A 20,911-nucleotide genomic window follows, 5' to 3' on the forward strand; every position below is an offset into this window, starting at 1 on the left:
CGCTGCCGGAATCCAATCCATGACCGTCATCGCCGTCCTGCCGAATTCGGTGTCGATCGCCCCCGCCCAACGTTTGGCGCTGGGCAGCCGCTTCCTCCTCGTCTCCTGGACGATGGATGGCGCGGCCGATATCGTCGGCCCGATCACGCCGAGCGTCGACGGCGAACCGGTGCGTCCGCCCTTCACCACGCTGACCATCGACAGCGGCTGGGGCGCCCGGCGCGTCCTGTCGATCCTGCCGGCACCGCGCGACCCGCGGATGCCCATCAATTTCATCGCCAACAAGCGCGTGATCGCCGAGCTTCGCACTGAATCCGGCGCCGCCGACCTCGACCCCGCCGGGCTGCTGGGCAGCCTGGATGGTGCCGGCCGCTTGCGGGTTCTGCGCTTCCTGTTCGATTTCGCCTGCTCCACCCCGGCGCTTCGCCGCGATGCCGCTTTCGCCGCGCTGTGCCGACGCCTGGTGCTCGACCGTGCGGCGGAGCCGGCGATGCTGGCGGTCCGCGCGACGGCGGGCGGCGGCCTTTTGCTGTGCGCCGGTGCTCTGTCCGGCCGCTTCGGCGCTATCACCGGTCTGGTGGTTCTGTCCGCGAATGCGGTAGCGCGGGCGCCGTTCGATGCCTGCATCGGGCCGGATCCCGCCGGCAAGGGACGCATCGCCTTCGACCTGCTGATGGATCGCGGACTGTGCGCGCCGGGCAACCTGCTGGTGGTGCTGGGCGCCAACGGCGTGGCCTGCCGCCGCTTCCCGGAGGAGCCTGCCGGCCTGCCGACCCTAACCGACCGGCTGAACGCCCGGCCCGACACGCCGGCCGCGTTGCGCCACTATCTGCTGTCGTGCCTCGCCAAGCGTGGCCGCAACGATGCGTCCGCCGCGTCGGCGGTCAGCGAGTTGCAGGCATTAGCCCCGCTGCCGCGCCGGCAGGCCGCCGATGCCAAGCGGCCGATCGGTGCGTCGCTCGACCTTGCGGTTCCCACGGCCGATGGCGGGCTGTTCCTGGCCGGCTGGCTGCATGATCCGCATGGTCTGGCGGCGGAGCTGGTGGTGCGCACCCCCTTCGGCGGCGAACGGCGGGTGGAGCGCTTCACCAACCGCTTCCCGCGTGAGGATGTGGCAAAGCTCTACGGCAACACCGGTCTCGACCGCAGCGGCTTCGTCCTGCATCTGCCGGGCAATCCCGAACCGGCGGAGGCGCTTCAGGTGACGGCGGAGCTTCGGCTGGCGTCCGGCGGCGCGCTGCGCCTCGTCCCGCCGCCGCGGCCGCGCGCCGATGCCGACGCCCGCGCCGCCGTGCTGGGCAGCCTGCCGCCGCGCTTCGCCACGCATGAGTTGCTGGAGACCGTCATCGGCCCGGCCGTCGCCCCGCTGCACGCCGCCCATCTCGCCACACGCGGCGAGCCGGAATTGGTGGTCTATGGCGAACGCAAGGCGAAGCCCGCGGTGTCGGTCATCATCCCGCTCTACCGCACGCTGGAGTTCCTGCGCTTCCAAATATCCAGCTTCGCCACCGATCCGGCGATGGCCGATGCCGAACTGGTCTTCGTGCTGGACAGCCCGGAGCAGCGTGACGAGGTGGTGCATCTGCTGCGTGGCTTCCACGGCCTCTACGGCCTGCCGATGCTGCTGCTGGTGCAGAGCGGCAATTACGGCTATTCCGCCGCCAACAATGCCGGCGTCGCGGTGGCCCGCGCCAACCGCCTGCTGCTGCTCAATTCCGACGTGGTGCCCGACCGCGCCGGCTGGCTGCCGCAACTGGTCGCGGCGCTGGAGCAACGTCCGGGCATCGGCGCCGTCGGCCCGAAGCTGCTGTTCGACGACGACAGCCTTCAGCATGCCGGGCTCTATTTCGACCGCGATCTGCAGGGCGCCTGGTACAACCACCATTACTTCAAGGGCCTGCCGCGCGACTTCGCCGCCGCCTGCCGGCCGCGCTCGGTTCCCGGCGTCACCGGCGCCTGCCTGCTGACCACGCGCGCCGCCTACACCGCCGCCGGCGGATTCTGCGAAGACTACATCATCGGCGACTTCGAGGATTCGGACCTGTGCCTGCGCATCCGCGGCCAGGGCCTCGACATCCGCTATGCCCCCTCGGTCGAGCTGTACCATCTGGAGCGCCGCTCCATCGGCCGGCACCAGGGCTACACCCGCGGAGTCGCCTCCGAATACAACCGCTGGCTCCATGGCCGCCGCTGGGCCGACCGCATGGCCGAACTGATGGCGCGCGACTGGTACGCCGACGACGAGGTGCAGCCCTCCAAGACAGGCCGCGCCCGCAAGACAGCACAGGTGACCCGATGAACGCGATCGTGCCGACCCCGCAGCTTGCCGTCCTGCGCCGCCAGACCGATCCGCGGCTGGAATGGCTCTGCGCCCAGATCGCGCGCAACCGCTTCCTGCCGGTGCCGCCGCCCGAACTGCATTTCATCGGCGACGGCGATTTCCGTGCCATCGGGGCGGAGTTCCTGCGCCATTTCGTCCGGCTCGGCGGCCTGCGTCCCGACCACAAGGTGCTGGAGATCGGCTGCGGCGTCGGCCGCATGGCGCTGCCGCTGACCCAGTATCTGGATTCGTCCTACGACGGCATCGACATCGTGCTGGACGGCATCCGCTGGTGCGCGTCGACCATCACCCCGGCCTATCCGGAGTTCCGCTTCCACCATCTCGACGTCGCCAACGGCCTCTACAATCCCGATGGTCGGATCGAGGGGGAGACGGCGACGCTGCCCTTCAAGGCGGCGGCTTACGACTTCGTCATCCTGACATCCGTCATCACCCACCTGCGCACCGCCGACACCGAGCGCTATGCGGCCGAGATCGCGCGGGTGCTGAAGCCGGGCGGACGCTGCTTCCTCAGCCTGTTCCTGGCCGACGCCACCGCCCGCGCCGGCATCGCCAAGGGCACCGCGCGCCCTCCTTTCCGCGATGCGCCCGGCGTGGAGCTGTTGGCCGATCCGGAGCATCCCAACGCCGCCGTCGCCTATGACGAGGAGTTCCTGCTCGGCCGCTTCGCCGCCCATGGCCTGCGGACGGCGCGTCCCGTGATGCGCGGGCATTGGAGCGGCCAGCGCGAGGCCGAGAATTTCCAGGATCTGCTGGTTCTGGAGAAGGGGAGTGCGCCATGAGCCGGCGCCGCCTGCCACTCGTTCCAGCCGGCCACGCGGCGGCCCGTCCCGCTCCGCGCCAGCCGGCGCGTCCGCTGGTGGCCGCCCGGCCGCCGCGGGTGCTGCTGATCGCACACAACCACCCCAGCCTGCATCCCGGCGGTACCGAGATCTTCGCGCACGAGCTGTTCGGCGGCCTGAAGGCGGCGGGGGCGGAATGCCTGTTCCTGGCCTGCACCAACGACACCCATCGCGCCCCCCGCCCCGGCACAGGATTCCAGACGCTGGGCCGCAGCGCCGACGAGGTGCTGCTGTGGGCCGGCCATTTCGACCATTTCAACCAGAGCCAGATCGACCTGCACGGGCTGGTTCCCGACCTGTCCAACCTGCTGCGCGCCTTCCGGCCGGACATCGTGCATGTGCATCACACGCTGCTGCTGGGCGTGGAGATGCTGTTCCTGATCCGCCGCGTCTGCCCGGATGCGAAGATCGTCTACACCCTGCACGACTATTACCCGATCTGCGCCAATGACGGACAGATGGTCACCCCGCCGCGCGGCGAGGGTGGTGCGCGCGCTCTCTGCACCAAGGCGTCGCCGGATGCCTGCCACCGCTGCTTCCCCGACCGGCCGGCCGACCAGTTCCTGCTGCGCGAGAAGCACATCAAGGCGATGTTCGGGCTGGTCGACCGCTTTCTGGCGCCCAGCCGCTTCCTGCGCGACCGCTATGTCGCCTGGGGCCTCGACCCCGCCCGGATCGAGGTGATGGCGAACAGCCGCCCCGCCGTGGACCCAGCCCCGGCCCGCGACCGCGCCCCCGATGCGGCGCGCGACGCCTTCGCCTATTTCGGCAACCTGAACCCGTTCAAGGGCGTCACCGTGGCGCTGGACGCCGTCGCCCGCATGGCGCGCCAGGGCCTGTCCCCGTCGCTGGCCGTCCATGGCGGCAGCCTGTACCAGGCGCCGGAGTTCCGCCAGCGGGTGGCCGACGGCTTCGACGCGACGCGTGGCCTTGCCACCGCCCACGGGCCCTACCGGCCACAGGAGATGCCGGCGCTGATGGCCGCCGCCGACTGGGTGGTGATGCCGTCGATCTGGTGGGAGAACGCGCCCCTGGTGATCCAGGAGGCCTTCCAGCACCGCCGCCCGGTCATCGTCAGCGGGATTGGCGGCATGGCGGAGGCGGTGCGCGACGGCGTCGACGGCCTGCATGTCCGCCCCAACGACCCGGCCGACCTCGCCCGCGTCATGACCCGTGCCATGACCGAACCCGATCTGTGGGAACGCCTGTCGGCCAACATCCCCGCCGTCCGCCCGACGGAGGAGGCCGCGTCGCTCCACCTCGCGCTCTACGGCGAGCTTCTCTCGCCGGCACCCGCCGCTCTCAAACCCGCCGCTCTTTCCCAGGGGATCCGCATCCGATGAAGGACCGCAGCACCAAGGCGGACATCACCGCCGCCGTCCTGTTGGACGAGGACACGCTGATGCTGTTCGGGGCCATCGACCACCCACTGCCGGCCGACAGCGTCGTGATGCTGGACGGTATGCTCGACGGGCGTTTCCGTGGCGGCTGCTGGACCGATGGGGCGGGGGAGCGCTGGTTCCTGGGCGCCATCCGTGTTGCCGGGCTTGCCCACATGCGCCCGTCGCGCATCGAGATCGAGGATGCGCAGGGCAAGCACCTGCTGCTGCCGCGCCTGTCCAACGTCCGCACCAACCCCGCCCATCTGGTCGCGGCCTTGCGTGAGGTGCAGCCACAGTCGCTCGACGTCGCGCTGGACGTCGCCGTGACCCTGCTGTCCGGGTTGGAGGCGGGCGAGGGCGAAGCCGACCGCCGCACCCGCCTGCTGGCCGGTCTGGCGCAGGAGGCCTCCCGTCACGACGGCTTCGCCGAGGTGCTGGGCCGCTTCCGCGACGGCGCGCTGATGGTGCAGGGCTGGTCGCACGGCTTCCCCGCCGGTGCTGCCCATGTGCTCGTCGAGGCCGACGATCTGCGCGCCCATGCCAGCGCCGCCGCCCCCTTCCACCGTCCGGACCTGCCCGACGATGCCGCCGGCCTGCTGACGGTGCTGGAAGGACCGGTGGCTTCCCCCGATACCATTCGCCGAATCCATTTCCGTGCCGCCGACGGCTGGCACCATCTGGCGGTCTTCGAGCATCGGCAGCTTCTGGCCGACGGCGTCGCCTCCGCCCACGCCCGCGACATGCTGGGCCATCTGCAGGGCGATGCCGCCCGCCGCGGTGTCGCGGCCGCCATCGCCGCCCGCTACAATGGGGTGGAGACGGTGTCGCAGCTCCCGCTGCCGGTGCGCATGGGCCTGGACATGGCGGTGCGCGTGGCCGGCGCCGGGCTGTTCGTCTGCGGCTGGCTGCTCGACCCCACCGGCTCGGTGCGGGCGGTGACGGTCAAGGGCGGCGGAATGACGGCGCGGCTGGACCAGGATTGGTCGCGGCTGGGCCGCAAGGACGTTTCCGATGCCTTCGCCCACGACCCGCTGTTCGCCGGCCGCATGGTTCCGGGCAACGACGCCCACGGCTTCACCGCCTTCGCCCGCGAACCGGCCGGCATCTCCGCCGACGCCGAATTCCATCTGGAGCTGGCGCTCGCCGATGGCATCGCCTTCCTGCCGCTGCCCTGCCAGCCGCCGACCGGCGATGCGCTGCGCCGCATGCTGGGGTCGGTCAATCCCGACAGCCCGTCGATCGACCGCGTCGTCGCCACCCACCTGGGGCCGATGCTGCGCAGCGCGGCGTCGGGCCGAGCGGCGCCGTCCTCCGTCCTGCACCCGATGGGCCGTACGTTGAAGAGCCCGCGCGTGTCGGTGATCCTGCCGGTTTGCGACGGGCGCGAGGATGTCGACCTGAACCTCGCCCGCATGGCGAACGACCCGGATTTCGCCGAGGCGGAGATCCTGGTGGTGGCCGGCGCCGGCACCCATGAGCGGCTGGCCGGCATGGTCCGGCAGGCCGCCGGCTTCTACCGTCTGGCGGTCGGCTTCGTCGCCGCGCCCATGGCATCCGATCCGTTCGAGGCGGTCGCCGCGGCGCTGCCGCATGCCCGTGCCGACCGCGTCCTGCTGCTGTCCCCATCGGTTCTGCCGACCGAACGCGGCTGGCTGTCGGCGCTGGAACGGGCGATCCGCAAGCCGAACGCCGTGGGCTCTGCCGCCCTGGCTCCCGTCATGGCCAGCCCGACGCTGCTGTACGAGGACCACTCGATCCGCTTCGCCGGCATCATCGCGGTCGAAGGGCCGGGCGGCACGGTCACCTACGAGCGCCGCTTCGCCGGCTATCCGCGCGACTGGTTGAAGGAGCAGGAGGCGTCGGCGGTCGATGCCGCATCGGCCGACTGCGCCCTGCTGCCGCGCGAGCTGCTGGTGCGGTCGATGGCCGACGGCGGCCGCTATCTGGCGCCGGAGCCGAAGGGGCTGGACCTGTGCCTGCGGGTGCGGGCGGCCGGCGGCTCCTGCCTGTGGCTGCCGAAGGTCCGGCTGGTGGCGGTCGACGAACAGTCCCGCCAAGCCCGCGACCCCCGCCTGGAGCGCATGAGCGCGCTGGTCGACGACTGGAGCTTCGCGGAGCGCTGGAAGGCGTCGATCGCGGCCTAGCACTTTTGCCCCCACCTAACCTCCCCCGCTTCGCAGGGGAGGGGACTCCGCCGCCCTTGCACCAAACTCCCTCCCCCGCCCAGCGGGGGAGGGTCGGGGTGGGGGCAAGCGACACAACCACCTCACCACCCCCGCTTAGGACGAACGGTCACCCGATGAGCAAGACCAAGCGCGCGCTGATCATCAGCCATGGCCACCCCTCCTTCTCGCTGGGCGGGGGTGAGGTCGCCTCCTACAACCTGCACAACGGCCTGCACGACCTGCCGGGCTGGGAGAGCCATTATCTGGCCCGCGTGGCGCCGCCCATCGCCCAGCATCGCGGTTCCGCCCTGATGGCTCTGCGCCAGAAGGAGCGGGAGGTGCTGTATTACGCCAACGACTACGACCATTTCCGCCTGTCCAACCGCAACCTGCCGGGGCTGGAGAAGGACTTCGTCCGCTATGTCCGCGACCTTCAGCCGGACGTGGTGAACTTCCACCATTTTCTGGGGCTGGGCATCGAGACGATCCAGGCGGTGCGCCAAGCCCTGCCGCGCGTGCCCATCGTGGTGACGCTGCACGAATACCTGTCGATCTGCCATCACCACGGCCAGATGGTGAAGACCAGCCGCAACACGCTGTGCTACCGCGCCAGCCCGGCCGACTGCGCCGGCTGCTTCCCCCACATCGGCGAGGCGGAGTTCTTCAAGCGCGAACTGTTCCTGAAGACCTTCCTGGAGCAGGCGGACTTCTACGTCAGCCCGTCGAACTTCCTGATCGACCGCTATGTCGACTGGGGGCTGCCGCGCGAAAAGTTCCGCATGATCGAGAACGGCCTGACCATCGAGGGCATTGCCCCGCCGCGCCCGGTCACCCGCGCCGGCAAGCGCAACCGCTTCGCCTTCTTCGGTCAGCTGACCGAGTTCAAGGGCGCCCATCTGCTTGTGGAGGCGGTGTCGCGCATCTCCGACAAGGCCTGGGGCGAGGACGGCGCGCTGATGATCTTCGGCGGCAACCTGGAACGCCAGCCGGAGGCCTATCAGAAGCGCTTCAACGACGCGGTTGAGAAGGCCGGCGACCGGGTACGCTTCTACGGCAGCTACCGCTCGGCCGAGCTGCCGGGACTGATGAAGGACGTCGATTGGATGATCATCCCGTCGATCTGGTGGGAGAACTCCCCCGTCGTCATCCAGGAGGCCTTCCTGCACGGCCGCCCGATCATCGCCAGCAACATCGGCGGCATGGCGGAGAAGGTCACCCACGGCGTCGACGGTCTGCATTTCCGCAACGGCAGCGTCGAGGATCTGGTGGACCGCATGACGGAGGCGCTGACCTCGCCCGACCTGTGGGACCGCCTGCGCCTGCGCATCCGCCGCCCGATCGACCGCGCCGAATGCGCGCGCCAGCATGCGGAGGTCTTCGACGCGCTGCTGGCCGCCGGCGGGGCTGCACCCTCCATTCCCGAACGGGCGGTGGCGCAGCGGTCCTGATAGGAAAGAATAGGATAGCCTGTGATATTTTCGAAGTCATAGAATAATTTATTCCATCCTTCACAGATTAAATTGGTAAGGTTGGAATGAAAGTCGCGGGGCCTTCCATTCAGGCCCTGTGCGCCGATTCGAATTTGCCCGGCGACGATCCGGGTGCCATCCATCCCTATTGCCGCCCAACCCAGGGAGAGCCGCCGTGGCCAACATCCTCGTCATGATTCCGTCGGGCGAAGTCTATGATCATGACTGCGTGCGCTGGTACAGCTATCAGGACATTCAGCGCAGCATCGACCATTACCACAACATCGGCGACGCGTTCGTTTTCGACTCTTCGTTGAAGCTGCTGACCTACGACAAGCTCGACGTGCTGGAAATCCGCGAGTTCCGGCAGGAGGTCGTCGACCGCATCAATGCCGAGTATGATTACGTCTTCCTGCGCGGCAGCAACTACATCCATGATTCGATGGACTGGCCGGCGGCGACCATCCAAGTGCTGGCCAAGCTGCGCATCCCCGTCATCGCCTTCGGCGTCGGCGCCCAGGCGCCGGCCACCGGCAAGCTGACGCTGACCGAGGAAAGCAAGCGCATCTGGCGGATGATCGCCGACAAGTCGACGACGCTGGGCGTACGCGGCACCTACACCGCCGAAGTGCTGTGGGACCTGGGCATCAAGAACACCCGCATCGTCGGCTGCCCGACCGCCTTCCGCAACCGCGACCCGGAACTGCGCATCGACCTGCCGGATCTGAACAGCGTGCGCAAGGTCGGCATCACCATGCGCCGCGAGGTGTCCAAGCACTATTCGCCGGACGTTCGCAAGTATCTGGAACGCCACCGAGATTTCGTGAAGGACATCTCCCGCCGCTTCGACACCGTCCTGATGATGCAGGGCGAGGTCGAGGAGAAGAAGCTGCTGTGGGGCACCGACGAGCAGAAGGCGGAGGCCTGGACGCATCTGCATGACAGCGCGTGGCTGAAGCAGTGGTATTTCGACGACGAGATGGATGCGCTGTACCGCGAGCGCCTGTGGTACTCGGACGTCGTCGCCGACTACGAGAACTTGGTGCGGTCGAAGGATCTGGTGCTGGGCTATCGTCTGCACGGCAACCTGATGGCCCTGTCGAACGCCACTCCGTCGGTCTATTTCAGCTATGACAGCCGCACGGCGGAGTTCGCGGAGACCTTCGCGATCCCCTGCTACAACGTCTATTCGGACAAGCCCTTCGTCCTTGAGGAATATTGGGACCAGAGCCTGTTCGAGAAGTTCAACCGCACCTACTACCAGCGCTATCGCGACATGCGGGAGTTCCTGGACGAGAACTACGTCCCCCACCGCATGCCCAGCCACACCCTGCGCCGCACCACCGACCGCAAGGCGGCGTGAGGGGACGCTTGATTTCCCTCTCCCGTCCCGGGAGAGGGAGGGGACCCGCCGCGAAGCGGTGGGGAGGGTGAGGGGGAACCCGAAAATCCCGAACCGCATGGCTCCTTGGATCACCCCTCACCCTTCCCATGCTCCGCATGGGCCCCTTCCCTCTCCCGGGGCGGGAGAGGGAGATCGCTAATTCTCCACTCCAATCAACCGGAACGGGTCCGATGTCCGCCACCGCCAAGATCGTCGAGCTTCACGACACCGCCCCCGCGGCCGAGGCGCCGCAGGGGGCGGCCATCGTTGGCCATATCGACGCCCTGCAGGGGGGCCGGGTGTTCGGCTGGGGTTGGGACGGCAATCATCCCGGCGACCGGCTGGAGGTGGAACTGCGGCTGGAACGGGACTGCGGTCCACCGGTGACGCTGGCGCGGGTGCTGGCCGACCGGCCGCGGCCCGATCTGGCCGGCGGCGGCATCGGCGACGGCGCGCATGCCTTCGAAGCCGAACTGACCCTGCCAGACGGGGCCGATCCGTCGCGGGTGGTGGCCGTCGTCCGGTCGCCGTCCACCGGCGAGACGGCGACCTTCGCGCAGCCCAATCCGGAGGACCAGCGGCTCGACCGGTTGCTGGGGCCGCATCTGCAGCGCATCGGCGAGCGGATCGACGCGCTTCGCCGGGACCAACGCCAGCTCGCCGCCGCCCAACAGACCATCGGCCGACTTCTGCGCGATGCCGGCGAAGGGGTGACGGCACTCCGCGGCGACGCCACCCGCCTGGAGACCACGCAGGCGGAGCGGACGGAAGCAATGGCTGCCACCCTGCAGGACCTGACGGAGCGCGTCGGCGGGCTGGAAGTGTTCCTGATGCGGATGGACCAGACCCTGCGCGGGCTGGATGGCGCCTCGGCCGAAAAGAGCACCGGGGCGGGCTGGTCGCCGCTGCTGACCGTGCTGGGATCGACGGCCGGCGCCTTCATCGCCGTGCTGGTCGGCTGGTTGACGCTGCATTGACCGGGAAGGTTCCGCTAGACTGAAGGGTAGGCAACCGGAGGGACTTGGCGGTGTTGACACCCTGCGGCTCTCCTGCCGCGCGGCGTCATCGACCGGAGCCTTCCCACCATGTCTGCCCATTATGCTTGACGGAGTTCCCGTCGCCGATCCGTCTCCCGAGGCGCCGCCTTCCCCGCAGTCTCCGGCAGCCCTGACCGTCCAGAGCGAAGGCGAACTGGCTGTCCGGCTGGCGGCGCTCGCCCGCCGTCCCGGCGGTGTCCTGCTGCTGGCGCGCAGCGACGGGCGTGCGGCCCGGCTGGCCCGCTTGGCCGGCGACATCGCGCCCGACCTCGACGTCGTTCTGCTTCCCATCGACGAAACGGCCGCCGGCGACCGTGCCGCGCCGTCGCGCGCCGTGCTGGGGCGCCGCGCCGCCGGGCTGATGCGCCTTGCCGATGAACCGGCGCCGGCCACCGGCCGGCTGGTGGTGGCCTCGGCCGACCTCGCCCTGCAACGGCTGCCGCCGCCGGAAGCCTGGACGGGCGCGCGGTTCCACGTGACCCGCGGCATGGCCTATGACGAGGCGGCATGGCGCGGTTGGTTCGCCAAGTCCGGCTATGTGCTGGACGAGCGGGTCGACGAACCCGGCGAGGCGGCGATCCGCGGCGCGGTGGTGGAGGTGTTCCCCGGCGACGGCGACCGGCCGGTCCGCTGCGACATATCCCACGGGGTGGTGCGCGAACTGCGGCTGTTCGATCCGGTTTCCCAGCGCTCCATCGCCTCCATCGACGAGGTCACGCTCGGCCCGGTCACCGACCTGATCGTCGGGCCGCAGATGCTCGACCGGCTGGCGGCCAACCTCGCGAAGCTGGGCTATGTCCTGCCATCGGATCTGCGGAGGGATCTGGAGGAGGGGCGGCGGCCCTATGCCTTCGACCTTCAGCTTCCCAACGTCTTCGACGGCTGCCCGCTACTGCTCGACCTGCTGCCGGACGCCCTAGTGGTTTTGGATGCCGGCGCACGCGACCGCATCGAGGCGCGGGCCGACGATCTGGCCGGGTCCGGTCCCGACCGCCGCATTCGCCGCGACGACGCCTGCATCCTGCCGGTGCCGGTGCTGGAACGGCGCCTGATCGATGCCGAATCCCTCGACGGAAGGCTCGCCGCCCGCACTCTGCTGCCGGTCGAGGTGACGACCGGGCCGGCGGTGGAGACGGTGCGGACCGAGCGCACGCTGCTGCGCCGGGCGGCAGGTCTGGTCGGGGAAGGCGGCGCCGTGCTGCTCGCCGCCCACCCCGGTGGCGGGCCCGAAGAGGCGGACCGGCTGGCGGCGCGGGCGGAGGCGGCGCTGGGGCGGCCGGTGCCACGGCTGGAGCGCTGGCCGGACCCGCCGCTCGGGTCGGGTGACTGCGCGGTGCTGGCATTGAGGACCGGCGTCGGCTTCGTCTGTGACGACATGACCGTGCTGGTGGCACCGCGCCATGCCGGAGACGGCGGCAGGGAGGCACCGGCCCGGCCGCCGCTGGCGCCGTCTGAACTGGCGCCCGGCGACTTCGTCGTCCATCTGGATTACGGCATCGGCCAGTTGGTCGGGCTGGAGGCCATCGCCTCCGACGACGGTGCGGGCGGTGAGTCCACCGCCGATTTCCTGGTCCTGGACTATGCACATGACGACCGGCTGCTGGTTCCGACCGCCGACTTCGACCGGCTGTGGCGCCACGGCTCAGCCGACACCGGGGCCCGGCTCGACAGCCTGAAGAACGCCAACTGGCTGGACCGCCGCACGGTGCTGGAGGCGGAGATCGGCGAGACCGCCAAGGGCATCCTGCGCGAGGCCCGCCGCCGCGCGCGGGAGGTGGCGCCGGTGATCGACCCGCCGGCCGACCGCATGCGCCGCTTCGGCGCCCGGTTCGGCTTCGACCTGACGGAGGGGCAGCATCACGCCATCCGGTCCGTGCTCGATGCCATGCGCCGGGGCCACCCGATGGACCATCTGGTCTGCGCCGATGTCGGATACGGCAAGACCGAGGTGGCTCTGCGCGCGGCGGCGGCCGTCGCCTTCGCCGGCCATCAGGTGGCGGTGATGGCTCCGACCTCCGTCCTCGCCCGCCAGCATCTGGACGTGTTCCGCCGTCGCTTCACCGGTTTCGGCCTGACGGTGGAGCCCCTGACCGGTTCCATGACCAAGGCGGACAGCGAGCGGGTGCGGGCCGGGCTGGCCGACGGAACGGTGGACATCGTCATCGGCACACATGCGTTGCTCTCCAAGGATGTCCGCTTCCAGCGCCTGGGCCTGATGGTGGTGGACGAGGAGCAGCGATTCGGCGCCGCGCAGAAGCAGGCGCTGAAGCGGCGGACCAAGGGTGTCCACAGCCTGGCGCTGAGCGCCACGCCGATCCCGCGCACGCTCCAGGGCGCCTTGGCCGGCCTGCGCGGACTCAGCATCATCGACACGCCGCCTGCCCGCCGCCGTCCGGTGCGCACCGCCGTGACTCCGCGCGATCCCGCCACTGCCCGTGCCGCCCTGCTGCGCGAACTCGGCCGCGGCGGGCAGGCCTTCTGCGTCACCCCGCGCATCGCCGACCTGGGCGAGTTGGAAGCGTGGATCCGGGAGCTTGTGCCGGCCGCGCGCATCGCGACCGCGCATGGCCGACTGGGGGCGGCGGCGCTGGACGATGCGGTGATGGGCTTCGTCGACGGCGAGAGCGACATCCTGCTGTCGACCCCGATCATCGAATCCGGCATCGACATTCCGCGCGCCAACACGCTGCTGCTGTTCCGCCCCGACCTGTTCGGACTGGGCCAGCTGCACCAACTGCGCGGCCGGGTGGGGCGCGGTGCGGTGCAGGGCTATGCCTATCTGCTGACCGATCCCGACCACCCGCTGGAGGAACGGGCGGCCCGCCGGCTCGGCTCCCTGGAGGTAATTGAAAGCCTGGGCGGCGGCTTTGTCCTGAGCATGCTCGACCTCGACCAGCGCGGGGCGGGCGACCTGCTGGGCGAGGACCAGACCGGCCATCTGCGCGCGGTGGGAACGGAGCTGTACCAGCGCATCCTGGCCGATGCCCTGCGGTCGCTGCGCCGCCAGCCTGACGAGCGCTGGGACCCCGAGGTGACGGTGGCGGTTCCCCGCTGCATCCCATCCTCCTACATCCCGGAGGAGGAACTGCGGATCGGCCTGCACCGCCGCATCGCCCGCACCCGCGAGGCCGGCGAACTGGATGCCCTGCGCGAGGAGATGGAGGACCGCTTCGGCCCGCTGCCCGACCCGGTGGAGCGCCTCCTCGCCATCGCATCCCTGCGCTGCCGATGCCGGGCGCTGGGCGTCGCCTCGCTCGGCTGCGGACCGGCCGGGGTGGCGGCGACCCTGCGCGGCGACCGCGCCGCGGCGCGGGCGGCCACGCTGGCGAAGCGCTCCAAGGGCCTGCTGCGTGCCCAGGACGACCGCCTGACCGCCGCGCTGGAGGCCCCCGACGCCGACACTCGGCTCGTCAATGCGGAACGGGTGCTGGACTGCATCGAGGTGATCGTCCGCAAGGCGCAGAGGAAGAAGAAGGAAAACGCAATTCGATAGCAAGCGGCGGAGTGCGCGGCACCGCCCGCCGGCCCAGATTGCCCCCTCAACGCGCCTTGATGCCTGTATGGTTCGAGGAGGGAGAGGGACAGATGACCGTCGCACTCGATACCGCCGCACCCGCTATCGCCGATACCAACGCCGACACCGCGTCCGACCGTTGGGATGCACTGCGCCGCCGCGATCCGGCCGCCGATGGGCGGTTCGTCTATGCGGTCAGCAGCACCGGCGTCTATTGCCGTCCCAGCTGTGCCGCGCGCCCGGCCCGGCCGGAGAATGTCGTGTTCTACGACACCAACGCCGAGGCGGAACGGGCGGGCTTCCGTCCCTGCAAGCGCTGCCGCCCGGACGGGCCGAGCCAGGCCGAGCGGCGGGCCGATGCCGTCGCCCGCGCCTGCCGCCTGATCGAGGAGGCGGAGGAGGTCCCGCCGCTGGACGAGCTTGCCGCCGCGGCCGGATTGAGCCCGCACCACTTCCACCGCATATTCAAGCAGGCCACCGGCGTCACCCCGCGCGCCTATGCCGAGGCCCGCCGCGCCGCCCGTGTCGCCGGCAGCCTGCAGGAGGCGGGCAGCGTGACGGAGGCGATCTATGAGGCCGGCTACGGCTCGTCGGGCCGTTTCTACGAGACGGCGGGGGCGCGGCTGGGCATGACGCCCACCGCCTATCGCCGCGGCGGGGCGGGGGAGGCGATCCGCTTCGCGGTCGGCGCCTGCTCGCTCGGCTCCATCCTGGTGGCGGCGACGGAGCGCGGGATCTGCGCCATCCTGCTGGGCGACGATCCGGAGGCATTGCTGCGCGACCTGCAGGACCGCTTCCCCAAGGCCGAGCTGATCGGCGGCGACACCGGATTCGAAGCGACCGTGGCGCAGGTGGTGGGATTGGTCGAGGCGCCGGGAACCGGGTTGGACCTGCCGCTGGACATCGGCGGCACCGCCTTCCAGCAGCGGGTCTGGCAGGCCCTGCGCGCCATTCCCGCCGGGCGGACCGCCAGCTATGCCGAGATCGCCAGGGCCATCGGCGAGCCGGCGGCGGTGCGGGCGGTGGCGCGGGCCTGCGGCGCCAACCCGCTGGCGGTCGCCATCCCCTGCCACCGGGTGGTGCGCTCCGACGGCGGCCTGTCCGGCTACCGCTGGGGCGTGGAGCGCAAGCGCGACCTGCTGGAAAGGGAACGGGCGGAAGACAGCAGGGAGTTGGCCCGGTGACGGCGGTGGACGATCTGGACTGGACCCGCATCGGGTCGGAGCTCGACGCCGCCGGCCATGCGCTGACCGGGCCGCTTCTGGATGCCCGGACCTGTGCGGCGTTGTCAGGGCTCTATGCGCAGGACGCGCCATTCCGCAGCCGGGTGGTGATGGAGCGGCATGGCTTCGGCAAGGGGGAGTACAAGTACTTCACCCACCCGCTGCCGGATCCGATTGCCGTCCTGCGGGCGCCGCTCTACCGCCGGCTGGCGCCGGTCGCCAACCGCTGGGCGGACGCGATGGGGCTCGACACCCGCTATCCGGCGGAGCATGCGGAGTTCCTGGAGCGCTGCCACGCCGTGGGACAGACGCGGCCGACGCCGCTTCTGCTGAAATACGGCCCCGGCGACTACAACTGCCTGCATCAGGACCTCTATGGCGAGACGGTGTTCCCGCTGCAGATCGCCATCCTGCTGTCGGAGCCGGGCAGCGGCTTCACCGGCGGCGAGTTCGTGCTGACCGAACAGCGCCCGCGCATGCAGTCGCGCGCCACCGTCGTGCCGCTGGGGCTGGGGGAGGCGGTGATCTTCGCGGTGGACCAGCGCCCGGTCCAGGGCAGCCGCGGCCCCTACCGGGTCCGCCACCGCCACGGCGTCAGCCCGGTCAGGTCGGGCGAACGCTACACGCTGGGCATCATCTTCCACGACGCGACGTGAATCTTCACCCCGCAGCCGACGGCGCCCGCGATCCCATGCCGCGGGCGGGAGAGTAGCCGCGCACCGCCAGCGCCGCGAACAGCAGGGTGGCGCCGGCGACGACGGCCAGCGCCAGCCAATCCACCTGCCCGTAAAGCGCGAAGCGGATCAGCTCCACCCCATGGGTGAAGGGGTTCAGGCTGCACAGCCACCACAGCAGCGGCCCGGCCTCCTCCATGCGATAGAGCGGATAGAGGGCGGAGGACAGGAAGAACAGGGGGAAGACGACGAAGTTCATCACCCCGGCGAAATTCTCCAGCTGCCGGATGGTGGAGGCCAGCACCATGCCGAGCGCGCCCAGCATCAACCCGTTCAGCAGCAGGGCCGGCAGCACGGTCAGCGGCGCCCAGGCCGGCAGGTCGATGCCGTAGAGCCGGACGATCAGCAGGAAGGCCGCCACCTGCAGCACCGATACCACCACCCCGCCCAGCAGCCGCGCCAGCAGCAGGAAGCCGCGCGGCAGCGGGCTGGTCAGCAGGATGCGCATGCTGCCCATCTCGCGGTCGTAGACCATCGACAGCGAGCCCTGCATGCCGTTGAACAGCTGGATCATGCCGATCAGCCCCGGCACGATGTAGGTCTCGTACGGGATGTAGGTCTCGTAGGGCGGGATGATGGCGATGCCGAGCGCCGCCCGGAAGCCCGCGGCGAAGACGAACAGCCAGACCAGCGGCCGGACCAGCGCGCCCAGGAAGCGTTCGCGCTGGTGGACGAAGCGCAGGACCTCGCGCGCCACGATCCCCTGGAAGGCGATCCACCATCCGTTCATGCCGCGGCCTCCGCATTCGCGCCCACATCGGCGCTCGGGTCGGCGACCGGCTTGGCGGCGGTCAGCCGGTCGAAGCTCTCCGCCACCGTCGCGCAGCCGGTTTCGGCGTTCACCGCGGCGACCGGGCCGCTGGCCCGCACCCGGCCGCGGTGCAGGACCACCACATGGTCGGTCGCCGGGTCGATCTCGTCGATCAGGTGGGTGGCCCACAGAACGGCGATGCCGTCCTCGGCGCACAGCGCATGGACATGGCGGATCAAGGTGCGGCGGGCGGGGATGTCCAGCCCGACCGTCGGTTCGTCCAGCAAAAGCAGGGTGGGGCGGTGCAGCAGGGCGCGGGCGATCTCCACCCGGCGGCGATGTCCGCCGTTCAGGGCGCGGACCTTCTCGCTCCGCCGTTCGAACAGCGACAGGCGGGTCAGCTCCGTCTCGATCCGCCGGTCCGCCTCGCGCCGCCCGATGCCGTGCAGGGCCGCGAAATAGCGCAGATTCTGCACCACCGTCAGGTCGAGGTCGAGGGTCGGCTGCTGGAACACCACCCCCAGCCGGCCCAGCGCCTCGCCAGGCGCCTGCGCCATGTCATGGCCATGGATGCGCACCCGGCCCCCGGACGGCCGAAGCAGCCCGGTTGCGAGCGCGAATAGCGTGCTCTTGCCCGCGCCATTGGGGCCGAGCAGGCAGGTGAAGGCGCCCGGCATCACGCGGAACCCGACATCCTCCAGCGCATGGCGCTCCCCGCCATAGCTGTGGCGCAGCCCCTCAACCTCCAATGCCGGCACCGTCATCCTGCTGCTCCCTCTTGCCATCACCCCTTGACGACGACGCCCCAGGGATAGCGGCCGACCTTGATCGACTTCGTCACCTTCAGGCTTTCGACGTCGATCACCGACACGTCGCCGCTGACCCCGTTGGTGCTGTAGAGCGTCTTCTGGTCGGGCGTCAGCGCCAGATGCCAGACGCGGCGGCCGACCAGCAGGTAATCCTTCACCTCCAGGGTCTTGGCGTCCACCACCGCGACATGGTTGGCCGGCCCCAGTGCCACGAAGGCGTAGCGGCCGTCGTCGGTCAGCTTGACGCCCACCGGCTGGATGCGGTCCTTGGCGACGCCCTTGATGTGGAAATCGACGACCTTCTTCACCTGCCGCGTGGCGGTGTCGATGACACTGACGGTCCCGCCGATCTCCGACGACACCCATAGCTGCGCGCCGTCCTTGGTGAACTCGGCATGGCGCGGGCGCGGGCCCACCAGGGTGTTGTCGACGACCTGCCGCTTCTCCACGTCGATCCAGTGGACCATGCTGGTGGTCTCGGAGGTGTTGACGGCCCAACGGCCATCGGGGCTGACGTCCATGCCTTCGGGCTCCACCCCGACATCGACCTGGAAGGCCACCTTGCGCGCGGGCACGTCGACCACGGTGACGACGTTGCTGTCCTCATTGGCGATGAACAGGTTCTTGCCGTCGGGGCTGAGCGCGAACTGTTCCGGATCCTCGCCGGAGGGCAGGTTGTGCACGACCTTCTTCGTGGCGAGGTCGAGAACCTGCACCGCATGGTCGTCGCTGGCGCAGATGAACAGCTGGGTGCCGTCCTTCGACAGGGTGATGCCGCGCGGGCGCTTGCCGACCTTGATGGTGTCGACCACTGCAAGCGTCTTGCCGTCGATCACCGACAGGCTGTTGTCCTTCTCGTTGGACACATAGATGGTCTGGGCCGACGCGGCGGACGCCAGGAAGGCGGTCAGCAGGGAAGCGGTTATGGGTAACCAGGGCAGGCGGGCGGATGTCATGGCGTCTTCTTCCCTCGCGTCTTGCAGAGCGTTTCAGGTTGGTCGTAGCCCAGGCTGTCCAGTTCGGTCCGCGGGTGCAGGAACCCCTCCTGCGGCGACACCGACACGACCGAGCGGTCGGCGGCCAGCAACACCGGCTGGCGCAGCTGCCCGTCCCACGGACGCAGGGTCAACGGCGCGCCGCGGAAGGCGGACATGGTGAAGTCGGGCGATTGGATGAAGGCGATCAGCCGGTCCGGGTCGGCAGTGCGGGCCCGGGCGGCGGCTTCCCCCACCACGCGGACGGCGGTCCAGCCATTGTGGTCGCGGGCGGTCATCGGCCGCTTGGCCGCCGCCTTGAAGCGGGATTGCAGCTGTGCCGCTCCCCATTGTTCGTGGGTGCGGTGCCAGACCGTGGGAACCAGCCCCTGGGTGCCGGCCACCGGGCGCGGATCGGCGGTGCGGTAGGACAGGTAATCGCCGAATTCCCCGACCTCGTCGGCGACGATCAGCACGTCGTAGGATTTGGCCTGGGTGAAGACGGGGATTTCCGCCTCCGCCGTGCGGTTCACGTCGCTGTCGGCGGTCCACGCCTTCTCCGCCACGATCTGGGCGCCGACGCGCTTGGCGGTGCGGCGGACGGCATCGGCATAGAGCTTGTCCTCCGGTCGGCGTCCGGTGACGAGGAACCAGCGCGGCCAGCGCTTCTTCACCAGATACTGCCCCAGCGCATCGGCCAGCATCGCCCGGCTGGGCGCCACATGCAGCAGGTTGGACGCGCAGGCCGCGCCGCGCAGCCCATCGTCCGGCGCGTTGGCGTTCAGGATCAGCAGGTTGCGCGCCTCCGGCAGCTTCGACAGCGCTTCCACCGTCGCACCCGGCGCATCAACGACGACGAAGCGCCCGCCCCGTCCCGCCAGTTCGCGCAGGGCCGCCGCGGCATCGCCGTCCGGTGGAACCTCCACGCTGTCCAGCACGAAGGACTGCTTGAGGAACTTGCCGGTCGTGTTGTTGTCGGCGACGGCGAGCGTGGCGCCGGCCAGCCCGTCGTCCGGCGGCGGCTCGTCCGGGTTGGCGACGTAGGGCGGCGGTTCCGGCGTCTGCGACAGGAAGCCGATGCGGATCTCGCCGGCATCCGTGCCGGCATTCTGCTGGGCGCCGGCGGGCATTCCGGCGAGCAGAACGGCGCCGAATGCGGCCAGCGTCAGGCTGTGGAGCAGGCGTGTCTTCGTCATCATATCCGTCGGAACGCAAACAGTTTGGAGTGCAGCCTATCCGGCGAATCCGCTCTCCGGAATGCGACTATGGGAGGATGGACAGCGATCCGAGGGGGCGGGATGTCCGCCGACCGATCACGGCCATGCCCTGTCTTGTACGAAAGTCCAATTATTGGCAGTGCTGACCGATCGCTATCCTGGCTTCCGTTCGATCAGGAAACCACTGCCGGAACCTCCGATGGCGCCCGTGACCCGCCGCTGCTTTCTCTCCGGGCTTGCCGCATCCGTGGCGGCGCTTCCGCGCGGTGCCTCCGCCCGTCCGCTCGACGAGGTGATGGAGCGCGGCCGGCTGCGGGTCGCCGTCTACCGCGATTTCCGGCCCTTCTCCTTCCAGCAGGACGGGACCCTGGTCGGCATCGACGTGGATCTCGCCCGTGCAATCGCGGGAAAGCTGGGCGTGAAGGCCGACATCGTGGAGCAGATCGCCGGGGAGACCGTGTCGGACGACCTGCGCGTCGCGGTCTGGCGCGGCAGCCTGTTCGGCGGCGAACTGGCCGACATCATGATGCACATCCCCTATGACAAGCAGTTCGGCCTGATGAACCCGGAGGCGGTGCTGTTCGGCCCCTACCATCACGAGGTGTTCGCGCTGGCGCGCAATCCGCAGCGGGTGCGCTCCGCCATGCTGGCGACCCTGCCGGATGAGCCGATCGCGGTGGAGATCGACAGCATCCCCGACTTCTTCCTGCTGGGCCTGCAGGGCGGCCGGCTGCGCAGCCAAATCATCCATTGCCCGACGCCCGAGGCCGCCGTGGAGAAGTTGACCGCAGGCGAGGCCGCCGCGGTGCTGGCGCCGCTCAGCCAGGTGCAGGCGGCGCTTGGCGCGCGGGCGGAGCAGTTCCCCATCACCACGGTAACCCTTCCGGGGATGATGACGTCGAGCTGGAACGTCGGCATGGCGACCAAGGAGAACTCCCGCGATCTCGTCTATGCCATCGGCGACGCGGTGACCGCCCTGACCGAGGACGGGACGATGGCGAAGATCTTCGCCAGCTACGGCGTCACCCACACCCCGCCCCCACTGGTGGAGTGAGGAGGCGATGGGGAG

The 20,911-nt window shown here is 70.0% G+C and carries 15 protein-coding genes; 11 read left to right on the plus strand and 4 right to left on the minus strand.

What is annotated here, in order from left to right:
* The first annotated feature begins 19 nt into the window (after positions 1-19).
* The 10 genes from J2Y49_RS16130 to J2Y49_RS16175 all read left to right on the plus strand — a co-directional run bounded on the left by J2Y49_RS16130 (position 20) and on the right by J2Y49_RS16175 (position 16,013).
* Complete coding sequence (locus J2Y49_RS16130; RefSeq protein WP_310115877.1) at positions 20-2,299, plus strand: glycosyltransferase; 2,280 nt, start codon at positions 20-22, stop codon at positions 2,297-2,299.
* Entirely contained in the window at positions 2,296-3,123 is an 828-nt protein-coding gene (locus J2Y49_RS16135) for a class I SAM-dependent methyltransferase (protein WP_310115878.1), read from the plus strand. The genes J2Y49_RS16130 and J2Y49_RS16135 overlap by 4 nt, the downstream gene beginning before the upstream one ends.
* Positions 3,120-4,526 (plus strand): glycosyltransferase family 4 protein, encoded by a 1,407-nt coding sequence (locus J2Y49_RS16140; protein ID WP_310115879.1) that lies wholly within the window; start codon positions 3,120-3,122, stop codon positions 4,524-4,526. Before J2Y49_RS16135 ends, J2Y49_RS16140 begins: the two co-directional genes overlap by 4 nt.
* Positions 4,523-6,709, plus strand: coding sequence for a hypothetical protein (locus J2Y49_RS16145; RefSeq protein WP_310115880.1), 2,187 nt, complete (start codon positions 4,523-4,525; stop codon positions 6,707-6,709). Before J2Y49_RS16140 ends, J2Y49_RS16145 begins: the two co-directional genes overlap by 4 nt.
* A 155-nt stretch (positions 6,710-6,864) precedes the next feature.
* Complete coding sequence (locus J2Y49_RS16150; RefSeq protein WP_310115881.1) at positions 6,865-8,178, plus strand: glycosyltransferase family 4 protein; 1,314 nt, start codon at positions 6,865-6,867, stop codon at positions 8,176-8,178.
* A 196-nt stretch (positions 8,179-8,374) separates the two neighbouring features.
* Positions 8,375-9,562: a polysaccharide pyruvyl transferase family protein gene (locus tag J2Y49_RS16155; protein WP_310115882.1), complete on the plus strand. Its 1,188-nt coding sequence runs from the start codon at positions 8,375-8,377 to the stop codon at positions 9,560-9,562.
* Between the two features lie 212 nt (positions 9,563-9,774).
* On the plus strand, positions 9,775-10,560 hold the full coding sequence (locus J2Y49_RS16160) for a hypothetical protein (protein ID WP_310115884.1): 786 nt from the start codon (positions 9,775-9,777) through the stop codon (positions 10,558-10,560).
* A gap of 121 nt (positions 10,561-10,681) precedes the next feature.
* Entirely contained in the window at positions 10,682-14,113 is a 3,432-nt protein-coding gene (locus J2Y49_RS16165) for a DEAD/DEAH box helicase (protein WP_310115886.1), read from the plus strand.
* A gap of 92 nt (positions 14,114-14,205) precedes the next feature.
* The gene (ada, locus tag J2Y49_RS16170; RefSeq protein ID WP_310115887.1) at positions 14,206-15,318 is read left to right on the plus strand and encodes a bifunctional DNA-binding transcriptional regulator/O6-methylguanine-DNA methyltransferase Ada; all 1,113 of its coding nucleotides are present in this window, start codon (positions 14,206-14,208) and stop codon (positions 15,316-15,318) included.
* A complete protein-coding gene (locus J2Y49_RS16175; RefSeq protein ID WP_310115888.1) occupies positions 15,315-16,013 on the plus strand; it encodes a 2OG-Fe(II) oxygenase in 699 nt (232 codons plus the stop codon). Before ada ends, J2Y49_RS16175 begins: the two co-directional genes overlap by 4 nt.
* Before the next feature lie 4 nt (positions 16,014-16,017).
* Here J2Y49_RS16175 and J2Y49_RS16180 read toward each other — a convergent pair whose 3' ends face one another.
* Genes J2Y49_RS16180 through J2Y49_RS16195 form a run of 4 tightly spaced genes read right to left on the minus strand, consistent with a single transcriptional unit; the run spans position 16,018 to position 19,821 of the window.
* On the minus strand, positions 16,018-16,821 hold the full coding sequence (locus tag J2Y49_RS16180; RefSeq protein WP_310115889.1) for an ABC transporter permease: 804 nt from the start codon (positions 16,819-16,821) through the stop codon (positions 16,018-16,020).
* Positions 16,818-17,606: an ABC transporter ATP-binding protein gene (locus J2Y49_RS16185; protein WP_310115890.1), complete on the minus strand. Its 789-nt coding sequence runs from the start codon at positions 17,604-17,606 to the stop codon at positions 16,818-16,820. The genes J2Y49_RS16180 and J2Y49_RS16185 overlap by 4 nt, the downstream gene beginning before the upstream one ends.
* A 20-nt stretch (positions 17,607-17,626) precedes the next feature.
* Positions 17,627-18,607 carry a YVTN family beta-propeller repeat protein gene (locus J2Y49_RS16190; RefSeq protein WP_310115891.1) on the minus strand — a complete coding sequence of 327 codons (981 nt, stop codon included), beginning with the start codon at positions 18,605-18,607 and terminating at the stop codon, positions 17,627-17,629.
* Complete coding sequence (locus J2Y49_RS16195; protein WP_310115892.1) at positions 18,604-19,821, minus strand: ABC transporter substrate-binding protein; 1,218 nt, start codon at positions 19,819-19,821, stop codon at positions 18,604-18,606. The genes J2Y49_RS16190 and J2Y49_RS16195 overlap by 4 nt, the downstream gene beginning before the upstream one ends.
* 220 nt (positions 19,822-20,041) lie before the next feature.
* On the opposite strand from J2Y49_RS16195, the gene J2Y49_RS16200 reads away from it, so the two are divergent.
* Positions 20,042-20,896, plus strand: coding sequence for a transporter substrate-binding domain-containing protein (locus J2Y49_RS16200; protein WP_310115893.1), 855 nt, complete (start codon positions 20,042-20,044; stop codon positions 20,894-20,896).
* Positions 20,897-20,911 lie beyond the last annotated feature (15 nt).

The sequence above is a fragment of the Azospirillum sp. BE72 genome (genome assembly GCF_031455875.1).
Taxonomy (GTDB): Bacteria; Pseudomonadota; Alphaproteobacteria; order Azospirillales; family Azospirillaceae; genus Azospirillum.

Excerpts from the sequence above, each read along its gene's own strand:
- ada (WP_310115887.1), top strand. The coding sequence starts at position 14,206 with ATGACCGTCGCACTCGATACCGCCGCACCCGCTATCGCCGATACCAAC.
- J2Y49_RS16135 (WP_310115878.1), top strand. The coding sequence starts at position 2,296 with ATGAACGCGATCGTGCCGACCCCGCAGCTTGCCGTCCTGCGCCGCCAG.
- J2Y49_RS16150 (WP_310115881.1), top strand. The coding sequence starts at position 6,865 with ATGAGCAAGACCAAGCGCGCGCTGATCATCAGCCATGGCCACCCCTCC.
- J2Y49_RS16185 (WP_310115890.1), bottom strand. The coding sequence starts at position 17,606 with ATGACGGTGCCGGCATTGGAGGTTGAGGGGCTGCGCCACAGCTATGGC.
- J2Y49_RS16160 (WP_310115884.1), top strand. The coding sequence starts at position 9,775 with ATGTCCGCCACCGCCAAGATCGTCGAGCTTCACGACACCGCCCCCGCG.
- J2Y49_RS16190 (WP_310115891.1), bottom strand. The coding sequence starts at position 18,607 with ATGACATCCGCCCGCCTGCCCTGGTTACCCATAACCGCTTCCCTGCTG.
- J2Y49_RS16180 (WP_310115889.1), bottom strand. The coding sequence starts at position 16,821 with ATGAACGGATGGTGGATCGCCTTCCAGGGGATCGTGGCGCGCGAGGTC.
- J2Y49_RS16130 (WP_310115877.1), top strand. The coding sequence starts at position 20 with ATGACCGTCATCGCCGTCCTGCCGAATTCGGTGTCGATCGCCCCCGCC.
- J2Y49_RS16145 (WP_310115880.1), top strand. The coding sequence starts at position 4,523 with ATGAAGGACCGCAGCACCAAGGCGGACATCACCGCCGCCGTCCTGTTG.
- J2Y49_RS16165 (WP_310115886.1), top strand. The coding sequence starts at position 10,682 with ATGCTTGACGGAGTTCCCGTCGCCGATCCGTCTCCCGAGGCGCCGCCT.
- J2Y49_RS16195 (WP_310115892.1), bottom strand. The coding sequence starts at position 19,821 with ATGACGAAGACACGCCTGCTCCACAGCCTGACGCTGGCCGCATTCGGC.
- J2Y49_RS16140 (WP_310115879.1), top strand. The coding sequence starts at position 3,120 with ATGAGCCGGCGCCGCCTGCCACTCGTTCCAGCCGGCCACGCGGCGGCC.
- J2Y49_RS16200 (WP_310115893.1), top strand. The coding sequence starts at position 20,042 with ATGGCGCCCGTGACCCGCCGCTGCTTTCTCTCCGGGCTTGCCGCATCC.